This window comes from Streptomyces sp. NPDC094034, from assembly GCF_040303865.1.
In the GTDB taxonomy this organism is placed as follows: domain Bacteria; phylum Actinomycetota; class Actinomycetes; order Streptomycetales; family Streptomycetaceae; genus Streptomyces.
Genome location: NZ_JBEOUD010000029.1, coordinates 75,602 through 90,680, shown reverse-complemented (window position 1 = coordinate 90,680; position 15,079 = coordinate 75,602). Strand labels below are relative to the sequence as shown.

At 68.2% G+C, this 15,079-nt stretch carries 13 protein-coding genes and 1 riboswitch; of the genes, 2 read left to right on the top strand and 11 right to left on the bottom strand.

Annotation, left to right across the window (positions count from 1 at the left end; all coding sequences use genetic code 11):
• From ABTZ59_RS24245 to ctaE, 6 genes are all read right to left on the bottom strand, one after another.
• A complete protein-coding gene (locus tag ABTZ59_RS24245; protein ID WP_351414233.1) occupies positions 1-1,386 on the bottom strand; it encodes an aminotransferase class V-fold PLP-dependent enzyme in 1,386 nt (461 codons plus the stop codon).
• 197 nt (positions 1,387-1,583) lie between these two features.
• Positions 1,584-1,701, bottom strand: a riboswitch (SAM riboswitch).
• Positions 1,702-1,767: 66 nt separating this feature from the next.
• Positions 1,768-2,832 (bottom strand): anthranilate phosphoribosyltransferase, encoded by a 1,065-nt coding sequence (trpD, locus tag ABTZ59_RS24240; protein WP_351414228.1) that lies wholly within the window; start codon positions 2,830-2,832, stop codon positions 1,768-1,770.
• 194 nt (positions 2,833-3,026) lie between these two features.
• Positions 3,027-4,652, bottom strand: coding sequence for a cytochrome bc1 complex cytochrome b subunit (gene qcrB / locus ABTZ59_RS24235; RefSeq protein WP_351414217.1), 1,626 nt, complete (start codon positions 4,650-4,652; stop codon positions 3,027-3,029).
• On the bottom strand, positions 4,649-5,704 hold the full coding sequence (gene qcrA / locus ABTZ59_RS24230; protein ID WP_351414211.1) for a cytochrome bc1 complex Rieske iron-sulfur subunit: 1,056 nt from the start codon (positions 5,702-5,704) through the stop codon (positions 4,649-4,651). Before qcrA ends, qcrB begins: the two co-directional genes overlap by 4 nt.
• Positions 5,701-6,510, bottom strand: a complete 810-nt coding sequence (gene qcrC, locus ABTZ59_RS24225; protein ID WP_351414187.1) for a cytochrome bc1 complex diheme cytochrome c subunit — start codon at positions 6,508-6,510, stop codon at positions 5,701-5,703. The genes qcrA and qcrC overlap by 4 nt, the downstream gene beginning before the upstream one ends.
• 70 nt (positions 6,511-6,580) lie before the next feature.
• Positions 6,581-7,201 (bottom strand): aa3-type cytochrome oxidase subunit III, encoded by a 621-nt coding sequence (gene ctaE, locus ABTZ59_RS24220; protein WP_351414176.1) that lies wholly within the window; start codon positions 7,199-7,201, stop codon positions 6,581-6,583.
• A 196-nt stretch (positions 7,202-7,397) separates the two neighbouring features.
• On the opposite strand from ctaE, the gene ABTZ59_RS24215 reads away from it, so the two are divergent.
• Positions 7,398-7,799 carry a hypothetical protein gene (locus tag ABTZ59_RS24215; protein ID WP_351414171.1) on the top strand — a complete coding sequence of 134 codons (402 nt, stop codon included), beginning with the start codon at positions 7,398-7,400 and terminating at the stop codon, positions 7,797-7,799.
• Positions 7,800-7,934: 135 nt separating this feature from the next.
• On the opposite strand, the gene ABTZ59_RS24210 is transcribed toward ABTZ59_RS24215, so the two are convergent.
• The 4 genes from ABTZ59_RS24210 to ctaC form a co-directional block, all read right to left on the bottom strand.
• Complete coding sequence (locus tag ABTZ59_RS24210; RefSeq protein WP_351414161.1) at positions 7,935-9,185, bottom strand: L,D-transpeptidase; 1,251 nt, start codon at positions 9,183-9,185, stop codon at positions 7,935-7,937.
• A 111-nt stretch (positions 9,186-9,296) separates the two neighbouring features.
• Complete coding sequence (locus ABTZ59_RS24205) at positions 9,297-9,695, bottom strand: cytochrome c oxidase subunit 4 (RefSeq protein ID WP_249950853.1); 399 nt, start codon at positions 9,693-9,695, stop codon at positions 9,297-9,299.
• Positions 9,692-11,431 carry an aa3-type cytochrome oxidase subunit I gene (ctaD, locus tag ABTZ59_RS24200; RefSeq protein ID WP_351414144.1) on the bottom strand — a complete coding sequence of 580 codons (1,740 nt, stop codon included), beginning with the start codon at positions 11,429-11,431 and terminating at the stop codon, positions 9,692-9,694. The genes ABTZ59_RS24205 and ctaD overlap by 4 nt, the downstream gene beginning before the upstream one ends.
• Positions 11,428-12,390 (bottom strand): aa3-type cytochrome oxidase subunit II, encoded by a 963-nt coding sequence (ctaC, locus tag ABTZ59_RS24195; protein WP_351414138.1) that lies wholly within the window; start codon positions 12,388-12,390, stop codon positions 11,428-11,430. The genes ctaD and ctaC overlap by 4 nt, the downstream gene beginning before the upstream one ends.
• 278 nt (positions 12,391-12,668) lie before the next feature.
• Between ctaC and ABTZ59_RS24190 the strand changes: the two genes are divergently transcribed.
• Positions 12,669-14,054, top strand: a complete 1,386-nt coding sequence (locus ABTZ59_RS24190; protein WP_351414126.1) for a cysteine desulfurase/sulfurtransferase TusA family protein — start codon at positions 12,669-12,671, stop codon at positions 14,052-14,054.
• A gap of 9 nt (positions 14,055-14,063) precedes the next feature.
• On the opposite strand, the gene ABTZ59_RS24185 is transcribed toward ABTZ59_RS24190, so the two are convergent.
• Positions 14,064-15,038 carry a carbohydrate kinase family protein gene (locus tag ABTZ59_RS24185; protein ID WP_351414118.1) on the bottom strand — a complete coding sequence of 325 codons (975 nt, stop codon included), beginning with the start codon at positions 15,036-15,038 and terminating at the stop codon, positions 14,064-14,066.
• Positions 15,039-15,079 lie beyond the last annotated feature (41 nt).

The following is a 15,079-nucleotide window of genomic DNA, read 5'->3' as shown; positions in this document are numbered from 1 at the left end:
TCAGCCGCGGTCGGGGACGCAGCGGCCGTCCTCCGTACGGTAGTTCCACCGCGCGCCATCGGTCACCAGCTCCCGCACGGCCCGGACGAACCGGTCGACATGCTCGTCCGGCGTCCCGGCGCCGAAGCTCACCCGGATCGCGTTGAGCGACCGCTCGCCCGGCTCGGCGTCGGGGGCGCCGCACTCCCCCGGGTCGCGCGGGTCGCTGCCCAGCAGCGTCCGTACCAGCGGGTGGGCGCAGAAGAGCCCGTCCCGAACACCGATGCCGTACTCCGCGGAGAGCGCGGCGGCGAAGTGCGAGCTGTTCCACCCCTCGACCACGAACGACAGCACGCCGACCCGCGGCGCGTCCTCGCCGAACAGCGAGAGCACCTTCACCTCGGGCACCCCGGCCAGCCCCTCCCGCACCCGGGCCACGAGCCGCTGCTCGCGCGCCACCAGCGCGTCGAACCCGGCGTCGGTGAGCGCCTTGCAGGCCGAGGCGATCGCGTACACCCCGATGACATTGGGCGAACCGGCCTCATGACGGGCCGCCGTGGTGTGCCAGTCGACATCCACCCCGCCGTCGGCCCGGCGCGCCACCTTACGGCTGGCGCCGCCCCCGGCGAGATACGGCTCCGCGCCCTGGAGCCAGTCGGCCCGCCCGGCGAGCACCCCGGACCCGAACGGCGCGTACAGCTTGTGCCCGGAGAAGGCCACCCAGTCGACGTCCAGCTCCGCGATGTCCACGGGATGGTGCGGTGCGAGCTGAGCGGCGTCCAGCACGATACGGGCGCCCCCCGCGTGCGCGGCGGCGGCCAGCTCCCGTACGGGCCACAGCTCACCGGTCACATTGGACGCACCGGTCACACAGACCAGCGCCGGCCCCCCGGAACCCCGCCCGGCGAGCGCCCGCTCCAGCGTGGCGACGGCCTCGCCCGGCGTCCGAGGAGCGTCCAGATAGCTCACCCGGGCGTCCCGCCAGGGCAGCAGCGAGGCGTGGTGCTCGGTCTCGAACACGAACACCTCACACTCCGCGGGGACCACGGCCGCCAGCAGATTGAGCGAATCGGTGGTCGAACGGGTGAAGACGACCTGATCACCGGGGCGGCAGCCAAGGAACTCGGCGACGGTGCGGCGGCTGTTCTCGAACAGGTCGGTGGACAGCTGCGAGAGATAACCGGCGCCCCGGTGGACACTGCCGTAGTACGGGGCGTAGGCGGCGACGTCGTCCCACACCCGCTGAAGGGCGGGGGCGCTGGCCGCGTAGTCGAGCGCGGCATAGGTCACCTCGCCGCCGGTGACGAGCGGGACGGTCACCTCACGCCCGAGCACGGGCAGCGGGGTGGCGCGGGCGGGATCGTCCGAGGGGGTCGTGGTGGCGGCGGCGTTCGGGCGTGCGGACATGGCGATATCTCCCGGCGGGACAAGTCGGAACGGCTTCAAGTCCCCGCGGTGCGCGGCTGCGCCGCGCTGGTGGCGGGGTGTGCCTCGACGCACGGGGTCACCGTGCGGAGGTGTTGAAGAAGGGGCGCGCTCGCCCTAACGCATTCGCTTGCTCACGAGACTGCTCCCTTGAGGACCAGGACCCCAAAGGTGGCAGGGGTCCGCGCTTGCCGCGGACCTCGCTGCCCACGGCCTGGTCTTCACCCGGGGCACCCCGCCACGGACGGAGGGTTGCCGGACAGCGAGCCGGGGCCTTAATCGCTGTCGCTCATGACCTTGCCGGAGAGTATGCCATACGGGGTACGGTGCGCCTCCGGCGCCCGGACCACGACCCCGGCGGGCCTACGACTGCGACGACGCGATCCAGCGCGCCAGCGCCCGCCCCGCTTCGCCCGAGTCGATCGACTCCGCTGCCCTGGCCATCCCCGCCGACAGCTGCGTCGCCAGCGACTCCCCCGTCGGGTCCAGCGCCACCAGCGCCGCCGCCGAGTTCAGCAGCACCGCGTCCCGCACCGGCCCCGTCTCCCCCGCCAGCAGCCGCCGCGCGACATCGGCGTTGTACGAGGCGTCCGCGCCCCGAAGCGCCTCCACGGGTACCAGCTCCAGGCCCACGTCACGCGGGTCGAACGCCTCCTCCGTCACCTCGCCGTCCCGTACGACCCACACCCGCGACGTCGCGGTGGTGGTCAGCTCGTCGAGGCCGTCGTCACCGCGGAAGACCAGCGCGGAGGAGCCGCGCTCGGCCAGCACGCCCGCGATGATCGGCGCCATACGGGCGTCCGCGACGCCGGTCGCCTGCGCGCGGACCTTCGCCGGGTTGGTGAGGGGGCCCAGGAAGTTGAAGGTGGTGCGGATGCCCAACTCGCCTCGCGCGGCGGCCACATGGCGCAGGGCGGGGTGGAACTTCACCGCGAAGCAGAAGGTGATGCCGGCTTCCTCTGCGACCTCGGCGACCCGCTGAGGGGTCAGTTCCAGGTTGACGCCGAGCTTCTCCAGTACGTCGGAGGCCCCGCTCGCCGAGGACGCGGCGCGGTTGCCGTGCTTGACGACCTTCGCGCCGGTGCCGGCGACCACGATCGACGACATGGTCGAGATGTTGACGGTCTTGGCGCCGTCGCCGCCGGTGCCGACGATGTCGACGGTCCGGCCGGGCACCTCGATCAGGTTGGCGTGCGCGTACATGGAGCGTACGAGGCCGCTGATCTCGGCGACGGTCTCGCCCTTGGCCCGCAGCGCGACGGCGAACCCGGCGATCTGGGCGTTGGTGGCCTCGCCGCTCATGATCCGGTCCATCGCCCAGGCGGTGGCGTCCGCGCTCTGGTCGGCGCCGCTCAGCAGCGCGTTCAGTACGTCCGGCCAGGTGCGGGCCGCCGCGGTGTCGCCTCCGACGGGGGTCACAGCGCTCATGCTCGCTCCTGGGTGTCCGGGTCCAATGCGTGGGCCTTGTGTGCGGCCCTTGGCCAGCCTATCGGCGCGTACCGGCGCGCAGGGCGGATGCCCGTACTCCGGGACGGATCCCACGCCGAGGGCCCCGGCCGGTTCCCTCGCGGGAGACCGGGCCGGGGCCCTCGGTGGTGGCGACCTGATGAGGCCGGGCGGGATCAGTGGTGGCCGTGGCCGCTGGTGATCTCCTTGTACTCCTCGGCGGTGGGCTTGGGAATCTGGCTGCCCTCGCCGTAGTAGCCCTTGCTCAGCTTCGAGCGGAGCTTCTCGGTCGGGCCGACCTTGCGCTCGACACCGTTCTCGTCGACCGTGGGGCCGATCTCGGCCGGCTTGTACTGCTCGTGCGCGGTGAGCTTGTGCAGGTCTCCCTGCTCCAGCGGGGTGTGGACCTCGATGAACTCACCGTGCGGCAGCCGCTTGATGACACCGGACTCGCGTCCGTGCAGCACCTTCTCGGCGTCGCGCCGCTGGAGACCCAGACAGATCCGCTTGGTGACGATGAAGGCGATGACCGGTCCGGCGAAGAAGGCGATCCGGACGAACCAGGTGATCGCGTTGATCGACAGATGGAAGTGCGTCGCCCACAGGTCGTTACCACCACCGACCAGCAGTACGAAGTACCAGGTCAGCCACGCCACACCGAAGGCGGTACGGGTCGGCGCGTTGCGCGGGCGGTCCGCGATGTGGTGCTCGCGCTTGTCACCGGTGACCCAGGACTCGATGAACGGGTAGACCGCGATCGCGACCAGCACCAGCGGGAAGATCACCAGCGGGATGAAGACACCCAGGACGAGGGTGTGGCCGGCGAAATTGATCTCCCAGCCGGGCATCACACGGATGAGTCCCTCGGAGAAGCCCATGTACCAGTCGGGCTGGGCGCCGGTGGACACCTGGTCGGGACGGTACGGGCCGAGGGCCCAGATCGGGTTGATCGTGGCGATCGCGGAGACGATCGCGATCACACCGAAGACCAGGAAGAAGAAGCCTCCGGCCTTCGCCATGTAGACCGGCAGCAGCGGCATGCCCACGACGTTCCTGTTCGTACGGCCGGGGCCCGCGAACTGCGTGTGCTTGTGGTAGAAGACCAGGATCAGGTGGGCCACCACCAGGCCGAGCATGATGCCGGGCAGCAACAGGATGTGGACCGAGTAGAACCGGGCCACGAAGTCGCCGCCGGGGAACTCCCCGCCGAACAGGAACATCGACAGATACGTTCCGACGACCGGCACCGACAGGACCGCGCCCTGCATGAACCGGACACCGGTGCCGGACAGCAGGTCGTCCGGGAGCGAGTAACCGGTGAACCCGGTGAACATGCCCAGGACGAACAGCAGGAAGCCGAACAGCCAGTTGACCTCGCGCGGCTTGCGGAACGCGCCCGTGAAGAAGACACGCATCATGTGGACCAGCATGGCCGCGAGGAAGATCAGCGCGGCCCAGTGGTGGATCTGCCGGATCAGCAGCCCACCGCGGACGTCGAAGCTGATGTCCAGCGTGGAGGCGAACGCCTCCGACATCATCACGCCCTGGAGCGGGACGTAGCTGCCGTGGTACTCCACCTCGTTCATCGACGGGTGGAAGAACAGCGTCAGATACACACCCGTGAGGATGATGATGATGAAGCTGTAGAGGCAGATCTCACCGAGCATGAAGGACCAGTGGTCCGGGAAGATCTTCCGCATGTTGGCCTTGGCCAGGCCGTAGATGCCCAGCCTGCCGTCCGCCCAGTCGGCGACCCGCTCACCGGCGGGCGCCTTGCGGTTCTTGTCGTCAGCGGTACTCATCCGCGCTCCCAGAAGGCAGGGCCGACGGGCTCGTCGAAGTCGCCGAGCGCTTCGAGGTTGCCCTCAGCGTTCACACCGATACGCAGCTGCGGAAGGGGGTGACCGGCCGGGCCGAAGATGACGCGGGCGCCGTCGGAGAGGTCGAAGGTGGACTGGTGGCACGGGCAGAGCACGTGGTGCGTCTGCTGCTCGTACAGGCTGATCGGGCAGCCGACATGGGTACAGATCTTCGAGTACGCCACGATCCCCTGATGGGACCATTCGAGCTCGCGCTTGTCCTTGATCTCGTCCGGCTGGATCCGGACGATCATCAGAGCCGCCTTGGCGATCTGCTTCTGGAAGTCCTCGCTGTGCGTGTCGAGACCCTCGGGCATGGCGAAGGTCAGCGAGCCCACGACGATGTCCTCGGGACGCAGCGGCTCATTGGTGTTCATGTTGATGAGCTCTTTGCCCTTGCGCCACAGCGTGGAGCGGAGCTTCTTCTCGGGCAGCGGGCCCAGGTCGCGCAGGAGCACCACACCGGAGAGCGGTACCAGCGCCAGCGCGCCGAACATGGTGTTCCGGATCAGCTTGCGCCGGCCGAAGCCGGACTCCGCGGCGCCCGCCGCGAAGTCCTCCAGGACCTTCGCCTTGACCTCCGGCGTCGCCTCGATCGGATGGCGGTCGTCGGACATCTCCACGTCCGACATCAGCGTGCGGGCCCAGTGGACCGCGCCGGCGCCGATGCAGAAGAGCGCGATACCCAGGGTCAGGCCCAGCGAGAAGTTCAGGATGCTGATATGGCCGAACGGGAAGATAAAGACGATCTTGTCGACCGGGAACGCCACGAACGAGGCGATGAACGCCACCGTCGCGACCATCGACAGCAGGAACAGGAAGGCGATCGCGCGCTCGGACCGCTTGGCCGCCCGCTCGTCGATGTCCTGCACACGCGGCCGGTGGGCCGGCAGGCCCGGGTCGGCGAACGGGTCGTCCGTACGCTCCACCGCGGTGGACGCGGCCCCCTGCTCGCTCGGCAGGTTCTTCTCTTGGATGTCTTCTTGGCTACTCATGACTTCTTGGCCTTAGCGGTGTGGGCCGCGACCCAGACGGCAACTGCGATCAAAGCACCCAGACCGAAGATCCAGGCGAAGAGCCCTTCGCTGACCGGGCCGAGGCCACCCAGCTTGAGACCGCCGGGGCTCTCGGACTGCTCACCGTTCACCGCCTTGACGTAGGCGATGATGTCCTTCTTCTCCTTCTCCGGCATCGTGGAGTCGGGGAAGGACGGCATGTTCTGCGGGCCGGTCTGCATGGCCTCGTAGATGTGCTTCGGATCCACGCCCTCAAGCGACGGCGCGGTCTTGCCGTGTGTCAGCGCCCCACCCTCACCGGTGAAGTTGTGGCACTGGGTGCAGTTGGTACGGAACAGCTCGCCACCGTTGGCGATGTCCGCACCCGCGGGGCTGTACTGCTTCTCGGTCGGTGTGATCGGACCGGCGCCGAGGGACGCGACATACGCGGCGAGCTGGTCGATCTCCTTCTGCGAGTAGATGACCTTCTTCTTCGGCACCTGGGCGCCGGGCGCCATGGCCGGCATACGGCCGGTGCCGACCTGGAAGTCCACGGCGGCGGAGCCGACGCCGACCAGGCTCGGGCCGTCAGAGGTTCCCTGACCGCCGGTTCCATGGCAGCTGGCACAGCCGACGGAGTAGAGCTTCTTGCCCTCCTCGATGGCGAGGGACTGGGCGGTTTCGTCAGCCTGCGCCTTGCCCGCGGGCGCGAACGCGGTGTACAGCCCCCCGGTGGCCGCCAGCGCGAGGAGTAGGACGACGACCGCCGCCAGCGGATGGCGTCGTCGTGCGGAGAGCTTTTTCACGGATTACCCCGGTGTCAGGATCTTCTGCGTCGGTGCTTCTGGACTGTGTGCGCTCGGGCGCGGTGCCCGGCTACTTGATCAAGTAGATCGTGGCGAAAAGGCCGATCCAGACGACATCGACGAAGTGCCAGTAGTAGGACACGACGATGGCGGCGGTCGCCTGCTCGTGGGTGAATCTCCTGGCCGCGTACGTCCTGCCCAGGACGAACAGGAACGCGATGAGACCCCCCGTCACGTGCAGACCGTGGAAGCCGGTGGTCAGATAGAACACCGAGCCGTACGGGTCGGAGGAGAGCGAGATGCCGTCCTTCTTGACCAGCTCGGTGTACTCGAAGACCTGGCCCCCGATGAAGATCGCACCCATCACGAACGTGATCACGAACCAGGTGCGGAGCTTCTTCACGTCACCTCGCTCGGCGGCGAAGACGCCGAGCTGGCAGGTGAGGGAGGAGAGCACCAGGATCGTGGTGTTCGTTGCCGAGAACGGGATGTTCAGGGCATGAGCCATTTCCTTCCAGTACTCGGCTCCCATCACCGATCGCAGGGTGAAGTACATCGCGAAGAGGGCCGCGAAGAACATCAGCTCGGAACTCAGCCAAATGATGGTTCCGACGCTGGTGAGGTTCGGCCGATTGACCGACGGGTGCGCGTGCCCGGTTTCTACTGTCGTTGCTGTCGCCACGACCGACATTATGTCGGTCGCTTATCCCGCCCTGACCCCGGGGGTGCCGTTCGGTGTGTCCACGGGGTGTGCCCTGCTCGAACAGCCCGGTCAAGGGGTGTCATTACCCGTGCTGACATGGTGTCCGACGGAGTAGCATCCGCGGCATCGGTTCATGGCAACGACGCCCTGAAGCCCTCGCAGACACTGATGTCACGGAGGAACAATGCAGCCGACCGCCACGGTGCTGGTCTACAGCGACGACGCGAACACCCGCGAGCAGGTCCGGCTGGCAGCGGGACGCCGGCCGGCCGCCGATGTGCCGCCGGTCGAGTTCCTGGAGTGCGCCACGTTGCCCGCGGTGCTCAAGCAGCTGGACAAGGGCGGCATCGACGTCTGTGTGCTGGACGGCGAGACGGTCCCCGCGGGCGGCATGGGGGTCTGCCGGCAGATCAAGGACGAGATCTTCCACTGCCCGCCCGTGCTGCTGCTGATCGGCCGCCCGCAGGACGCCTGGCTGGCCACCTGGAGCCGCGCGGACGCCGCGGTGACGCTTCCGGTCGAACCGGTCGGCTTCGCACAGGCGCTGGCCTCCCTGCTGCGCACCCGGCTCTCCGTGGACGCCTGAGGGCTGTGGACGCCTGAGAGCTGTGGACATCTGAGGGCTGTGGACGCCTGAGGGCCCGCGCACGACTGAGGGGCCGCGGACGTCGGTCGGACGTCCACGGCCCCTTGCGGACCACGCGGTTCGGGTTCTCCGGGCTCAGACGACGGGACGGAGCCTCGCCTTGTCGGCGGGGCTGCTGCCCTCCCGTGTGCCGGCCTGGAGGACGCTGCCCTCGCGCCAGTCCTTCCAGTCCACGTTCCAGTCGCCGTAGCCGTTGCCGAAGTCCTCCATGTAGTCCCCGGCGCTGTTGATGACCTGGACGATGTCGCCTTCCTGGACGGTCTCGAAGAACCAGGCGGCGTTGCCGGTGGACATGCCCACGCAGCCGTGGCTGACGTTCGCGGACCCCTGCGAGCCCACGGACCACGGCGCGGCGTGTACGTACTCACCGCTCCAGGTGACGCGGGTGGCCCAGTAGACGGGCAGGTCGTAGCCCTCACCGCCGCCGATGCCGACGCTGGTGCCGCGCATCCGTACGAAGTACTCCTGGCCCAGTACGACCTTGATGCCGTTACGCGTGGAGAAGCCGGGCTTGCCGGTGGTCACCGGGATGCTGTTGATCTCTTCCCCGTTGACGTAGACCGTCATGTAGTGCGCGCTGGCGTCGACGATGGCCTCGACCCGGTCGCCGGTCTTGATCTTGATCGGCTTGACCGCGCCGCCGTACAGCTTGTCGCTGATCTTCACACCTTCGAGGGTGCTCCACGCGGTGACGGTCCCGTTGGCGGGCCAGTAGTCCTTGGGGCGGTAGTGGAGTTCGGTTTCGTCCACCCAGTGCCAGGCGCCGCCGTCGGCGGCGGGCTGGGAGCGGACCTTCAGGGACCGCTCGACCACGTCCCTGGCCTTCTTGGAGGTGACCGGTTCGCTGAGCGTGGCGGTGATGGGCTGGCCGACCCCGTACTCGCCGGAGTCCGGGCCGAATTCGACGGTGAGCTTCTTCTTGGCGGGGCGAGTGTCGAAGGTGAGTGTCCGGAGCCCGGGGGCACCCTTCTTGCTCTCCGTGGAGACCTTGACGGTGTAGCGGCTGCCGGCGGCCAGGGGTGCCGTGGAGTGCCAGCGTGTGCCGTCGGCGGTGAGTTCGCCGGCCAGGTAGTGGCCCGTCTTGTCGACAGCGGTGACGTCGGTGATCTTTCCGTCGGCCCCCGTGGAGGTGACTTCGAGGGGCTTGTCCGGGTCGGCCTTGGTCTTGCCCGCGGACGTACTGAAGGAGATCTTGCCGGTGGCGTCGGACGGCTTGGCCGAGAGCGGGTGCTTCTCGTTGCCGCTGCACGCGGTCGCGCTCGCCCAGAGGGACACGACCAGCAGGGTGCAGCTCAAGACAGTGCGCAAGCGTGGCGTGTTTTTCATGAGCACAAGATAAGAACGCCTGCCGCTTTTGCGCGCGGTGAGAAGAGCAAACGGGGGACCCGAGCACTCCGCATGGAATGCTCGGGTCCCGGGTTCACTCGGAGTGGAGTGCTACTGGTTCTGGTTCTCGCCCCGGTAGAACTCGAAGACCCAGCCCCAGAGACCGATCAGGATCAGTGGTGCCGAGAAGTAAAGCAGCCACCAGCCGATGGCGATACCCAGGAAGGCGAGCGCACCACCGACGGCGAGCGAGAACGGCTGCCAGCTGTGCGGGGCGAAGAACCCCACCTCGCCGGCCTCGTCCGCGACATCGGCCTCCTTGTTGTCCTGAGCCAGCGCGTCCATCCGGCGAGCCGTGAAGGCCAGATAGAAGCCGATCATGATGCTCAGGCCGAAGGCCAGGAACAGCGCCGTCGTACCGACCGGCTCCTTCGACCAGACGCCGTAGACGACGGCGGTGGCGAGGATGAAGACGCTCAGCCAGATGAACAGCCTGCCTTGGATCTTCACTTGCCGACCTCCTTGCCACCCGCGAGGGCGGTGTCCTTCTGGCCGTCGAGCTCAAGGTGTTCCAGCGCGGCGATCTCGGGGTGGTGCAGATCGAACGCCGGCGATTCGGAACGGATGCGCGGCAGCGTGAGGAAGTTGTGCCGCGGCGGCGGGCAGGAAGTCGCCCATTCGAGCGAACGGCCGTAGCCCCACGGGTCGTCGACCTCGATCTTCTTGCCGTACTTGGCCGTCTTCCAGACGTTGTAGAAGAACGGCAGGACGGACGCACCGAGGACGAACGAGCTGATCGTGGAGATGGTGTTCAGCGCGGTGAAACCGTCGGCGGCGAGATAGTCCGCGTAACGGCGCGGCATACCCTCGGCGCCCAGCCAGTGCTGGACGAGGAAGGTGCCGTGGAAGCCGATGAACAGCGTCCAGAACGTGATCTTGCCGAGCCGCTCGTCCAGCATCTTGCCGGTGAACTTCGGCCACCAGAAGTGGAATCCGGCGAACATCGCGAACACCACCGTGCCGAACACCACGTAGTGGAAGTGCGCCACCACGAAGTAGGAGTCGGACACATGGAAGTCCATCGGCGGCGACGCCAGGATCACACCGGTCAGACCACCGAACACGAAGGTGATCAAGAATCCGATCGTCCACAGCATCGGTGTCTCGAAGGACAGTGAGCCCTTCCACATCGTGCCGATCCAGTTGAAGAACTTCACACCGGTGGGCACGGCGATCAGGAAGGTCATGAAGGAGAAGAACGGCAACAACACGCCGCCCGTCACATACATGTGGTGCGCCCAGACCGTCACCGACAGGCCCGCGATCGCGATCGTCGCCGCCACCAGTCCGATGTAACCGAACATCGGCTTGCGCGAGAAGACCGGGATCACTTCGGAGACGATGCCGAAGAACGGCAAGGCGATGATGTACACCTCTGGATGTCCGAAGAACCAGAACAGGTGCTGCCACAACAACGCCCCGCCGTTGGCGGAGTTGAAGATCTGCGCGCCGAACTTGCGGTCGGCCTCAAGCGCGAAGAGGGCGGCGGCGAGCACCGGGAAGGCCAGCAGGACCAGCACACCGGTCAGCAGCACGTTCCAGGTGAAGATCGGCATCCGGAACATCGTCATGCCGGGGGCGCGCATGCAGATGATCGTGGTGATGAAGTTGACCGAGCCGAGGATCGTGCCGAAGCCGGAGAAGGCCAGACCCATGATCCACAGGTCCGCGCCGATACCCGGCGAACGCACCGCGTCCGACAGCGGCGAGTACGCGAACCAGCCGAAGTCGGCGGCGCCCTGGGGGGTGAGGAAACCGCTCACGGCGATGATCGAGCCGAAGAGGTAGAGCCAGTACGCGAACATGTTCAGCCGCGGGAACGCCACATCGGGCGCGCCGATCTGCAACGGCATGATCCAGTTGGCGAATCCGGCGAAGAGCGGCGTCGCGAACATCAGCAGCATGATCGTGCCGTGCATCGTGAACGCCTGGTTGAACTGCTCGTTCGACATGATCTGCGTACCGGGACGGGCCAGTTCGGCGCGCATGAAGAGCGCCATCAGACCGCCGATGCAGAAGAACGCGAACGACGTGACCAGGTACATCGTGCCGATCGTCTTGTGATCCGTGGTGGTCAGCCACTTCACGACGACATTGCCCGGCTGCTTGCGCCGTACCGGCAGCTCACTCTCGTAGGAGTCGTCAGCTGCTGCGGCGGCACCCTGGGGTTCGTTGAGGATGCTCACAGTTTGTTCGTCTCCGCGTTCTTGGCCGGATCCGTCTGCGCGATGCCCGACGGGATGTAGCCGCTCTGGCCCTTCTTGGCCAGATCCTCCAAGTGCTGCTGGTAGCGCTCCGGGGAGACCACCTTGACGTTGAAGAGCATCCGCGAGTGGTCGACGCCGCAGAGCTCGGCGCACTTGCCCAGGAAGGTGCCCTCCTGGTTCGGGGTCACCTCGAAGGAGTTGGTGTGCCCCGGGATGACGTCCTGCTTCATCAGGAACGGCACCACCCAGAAGGAGTGGATGACATCACGCGACGTGAGGATGAACCGGACCTTCTCCCCCTTGGGGAGCCACAGCGTCGGACCCGGGTTCCCGGTCTGCGGGTTCCGCTGGCCCGGCACACCGGCGTCGTAGACGCCCTCGGCACCCTTGGGGAACTGGTCGGTGAACCGCTTCGGGATGGCGTCGAGCTCCGGGGGGATCTCGTTGCCCGTGGCGGTGTTGCCGTCCACGTTCTCGATGTAGTTGAAGCCCCAGCTCCACTGGTAGCCGACCACGTTCACGGTGTGGGCCGGCTTCTCGGAGAGTGAGAGGAGCTTCGACTCGTCCCGGGCGGTGAAGTAGAACAGCACCGAGACGATGATGAGCGGGACCACGGTGTACAGCGCCTCGATGGGCATGTTGTACCGGGTCTGCGGAGGTACCTCCACCTTGGTGCGGCTGCGCCGGTGGAAGATGATGCTCCACAGGATCAGACCCCATACCAGGATGCCCGTGACGAGCGCTGCCGCCCACGAGCCCTGCCAGAGGGAGAGGATCCGGGGAGCCTCCTCCGTCACTGGGGTGGGCATTCCAAGGCGGGGGAAGTCCTTGTATGTGCAACCGGTGGCGGTCGCGAGGATCAGGCCCGCAGTCAGCACCTGCGGCAGCTTCCGCCGCATCGGGCGCCGCGACGAGCGGTCGGAGCCGTTGGGACTCACGTAGCGCCTTCCCGAGAGTCTCGCCCGCGCGGTCGGCTACGGCCGTCTCCTGGTCGGTCGCCGGCCCACGCAGGCAGGGGTTTGGATGTTTATGCGGACCAAACCCTACTGGACGCGATTTAGGGCCGTGCGGGGAGGGTGCCCAACGCGCCGCCCGACTCCACGAAGGGGTGGACTTGCCGTTCCCAGGGCTCTCCCGGGGCCTTGGAAGGGCTGCTTCCGGGGCGCTTCTGACGCTCCCTCCGGATAACCGGAACCAGCGCGCGTTAGCGTGGGGCGTGGCCTACTTCGACGTCGCTTCCTCGGCTCCGCTGCACCCTGTCGCCCGGCAGGCCCTCCAGGCTTCCCTGGACGAGGGCTGGGCCGACCCCGCCCGGCTCTACCGCGAGGGCCGGCGGGCCGCGGTGCTGCTCGACGCGGCACGCGAGGCCGCCGCCGAGGCCGTCGGATGCCGCCCCGACGAACTGGTTTTCACTCCTTCGGGGACACATGCGGTGCATTCCGGAATGTCGGGTGCGCTGTCGGGGCGCCGGCGTATCGGGCGGCACGCGGTGGTCTCCGCGGTGGAGCACTCCTCGGTGCTCCACGCGGCGGCGGCCCATGAGGCGGCGACCGGGGGCGCGGTGACCGAGGTGCCGGTGGACCGGCTCGGCGCGGTGTCGCCCGACGCGTACGCGGGAGCGCTGCGCGAGGACACCGCGCTGGCCTGTCTCCAGTCGGCCAATCACGAGGTGGGTACGGAGCAGCCGGTGGCGGCCGTCGCCGAGGCGTGCCGCAGCCGGGGCGTGCCGCTGCTGGTGGACGCGGCGCAGTCGCTGGGCTGGGGCCCGGTGGAGGGTGCGTGGTCGCTGTTGACGGGCAGCGCGCACAAGTGGGGCGGCCCGGCGGGCGTGGGGCTGCTCGCCGTACGCAAAGGCGTCCGGTTCGCCCCGCGTGGTCCGGCCGACGAGCGGGAGTCGGGGCGCGCTCCCGGGTTCCAGAACATCCCGGCGATCGTGGCCGCGGTGGCCTCGCTGCGGGCGGTACGCGCGGAGGCGGCGGACGAGTCGGCGCGGCTGCGGGCGCTGGTCGACCGGATCAGGGCGCGGGTGCCCGAGCTGGTGCCCGATGTGGAGGTGGTGGGTGATCCGGAGCGCCGGCTCCCCCATCTCGTCACCTTCTCCTGTCTCTATGTCGACGGAGAGGCGCTGCTGCACGAGCTGGACCGGGCGGGGTTCTCCGTCTCCTCGGGCTCGTCCTGTACGAGCAGCACGCTGACCCCGAGCCATGTGCTGCGGGCGATGGGCGTGCTGTCGGAGGGGAACGTCCGGATCTCGCTGCCCCTCGGCACACCGGAGGCGGACGTGGACAGGTTCCTGGAGGTGCTGCCCTCGGTGGTGTCCGGTGTACGCGAGCGCCTGGGAGCGCCGGTCTCCGCCGCCGGGTCCGCGGGCACGGAGCCTTCGCTGCTGGTGGACGCGCTCGGCAAGCGGTGTCCGATTCCGGTGATCGAGCTGGCGAAGGTGTTCGGCGACGTACCGGTGGGCGGGACGGTGACGGTCCTCTCGGACGACGAGGCGGCGCGGCTGGACATTCCGGCGTGGTGCGAGATGCGCGGCCAGGAGTACGTGGGCGAGCGGCCGGCGGACCACGGTGTCGCGTATGTGGTCCGCCGGATGTCGTAGGGCGGGGCGTCAGGCCAGGTGGGCCTGGACCTCGGCGGCGGCGTCATGGCCGTACGCCTTGGTGAAGCGCTCCATGAAGTGGGTCCTGCGCAGGGTGTACTCCTGCGTGCCGACGGTCTCGATGACGAGGGTCGCGAGCATGCAGCCGACCTGGGCCGCGCGCTCCAGGCCGACGCCCCAGGCCAGGCCCGAGAGGAACCCGGCGCGGAAGGCGTCGCCGACGCCCGTCGGGTCGGCCTTGGTCTCCTCCTCGGGGCAGCCGACGATGATCGGCTCCTCGCCCACGCGGTCGATACGGACGCCGTTCTTGCCGAGCGTCGTGACGCGGTGGCCGACCCGGGACAGGATCTCGGCGTCGGACCAGCCGGTCTTGGACTCGATGAGCCCCTTCTCGTACTCGTTCGAGAAGAGATAGGTGGCGCCGTCGAGCAGGGTGCGGATCTCGTCCGCGCCCATGCGCGCGATCTGCTGCGAGAAGTCCGCGGCGAACGGGATCCCGCGGGTGCGGCACTCCTCGGTGTGGCGGAGCATCCCCTCGGGGTCGTCGGCGCCGATCAGCACCAGGTCCAGGCCGCCGACGCGGTCGGCGACCTTCTTCAGCTCGATCAGCCGGGCCTCGCTCATCGCGCCCGTGTAGAAGGAGCCGATCTGGTTGTGGTCGGCGTCGGTCGTGCAGACGAAGCGGGCCGTGTGCAGGACCTCGGAGATACGGACCGACAGGGTGTCGACCCCGTGGCGGTCCAGCCAGGCGCGGTACTCGTCGAAGTCCGCACCGGCCGCGCCGACCAGGATGGGAGCTGTGCCCAGCTGGCCCATGCCGAAGCAGATGTTGGCTCCGACACCGCCCCTGCGCACATCGAGGTTGTCGACCAGGAAGGAAAGGGAGACCGTGTGGAGCTGCTCGGCGACCAGCTGGTCGGCGAAGCGGCCGGGGAAGGTCATCAGATGGTCGGTGGCGATGGAGCCGGTGACTGCGATTCGCACGGCGTTAACGCTCCTGATGAGGAGAACGGTTGACAGTTCAC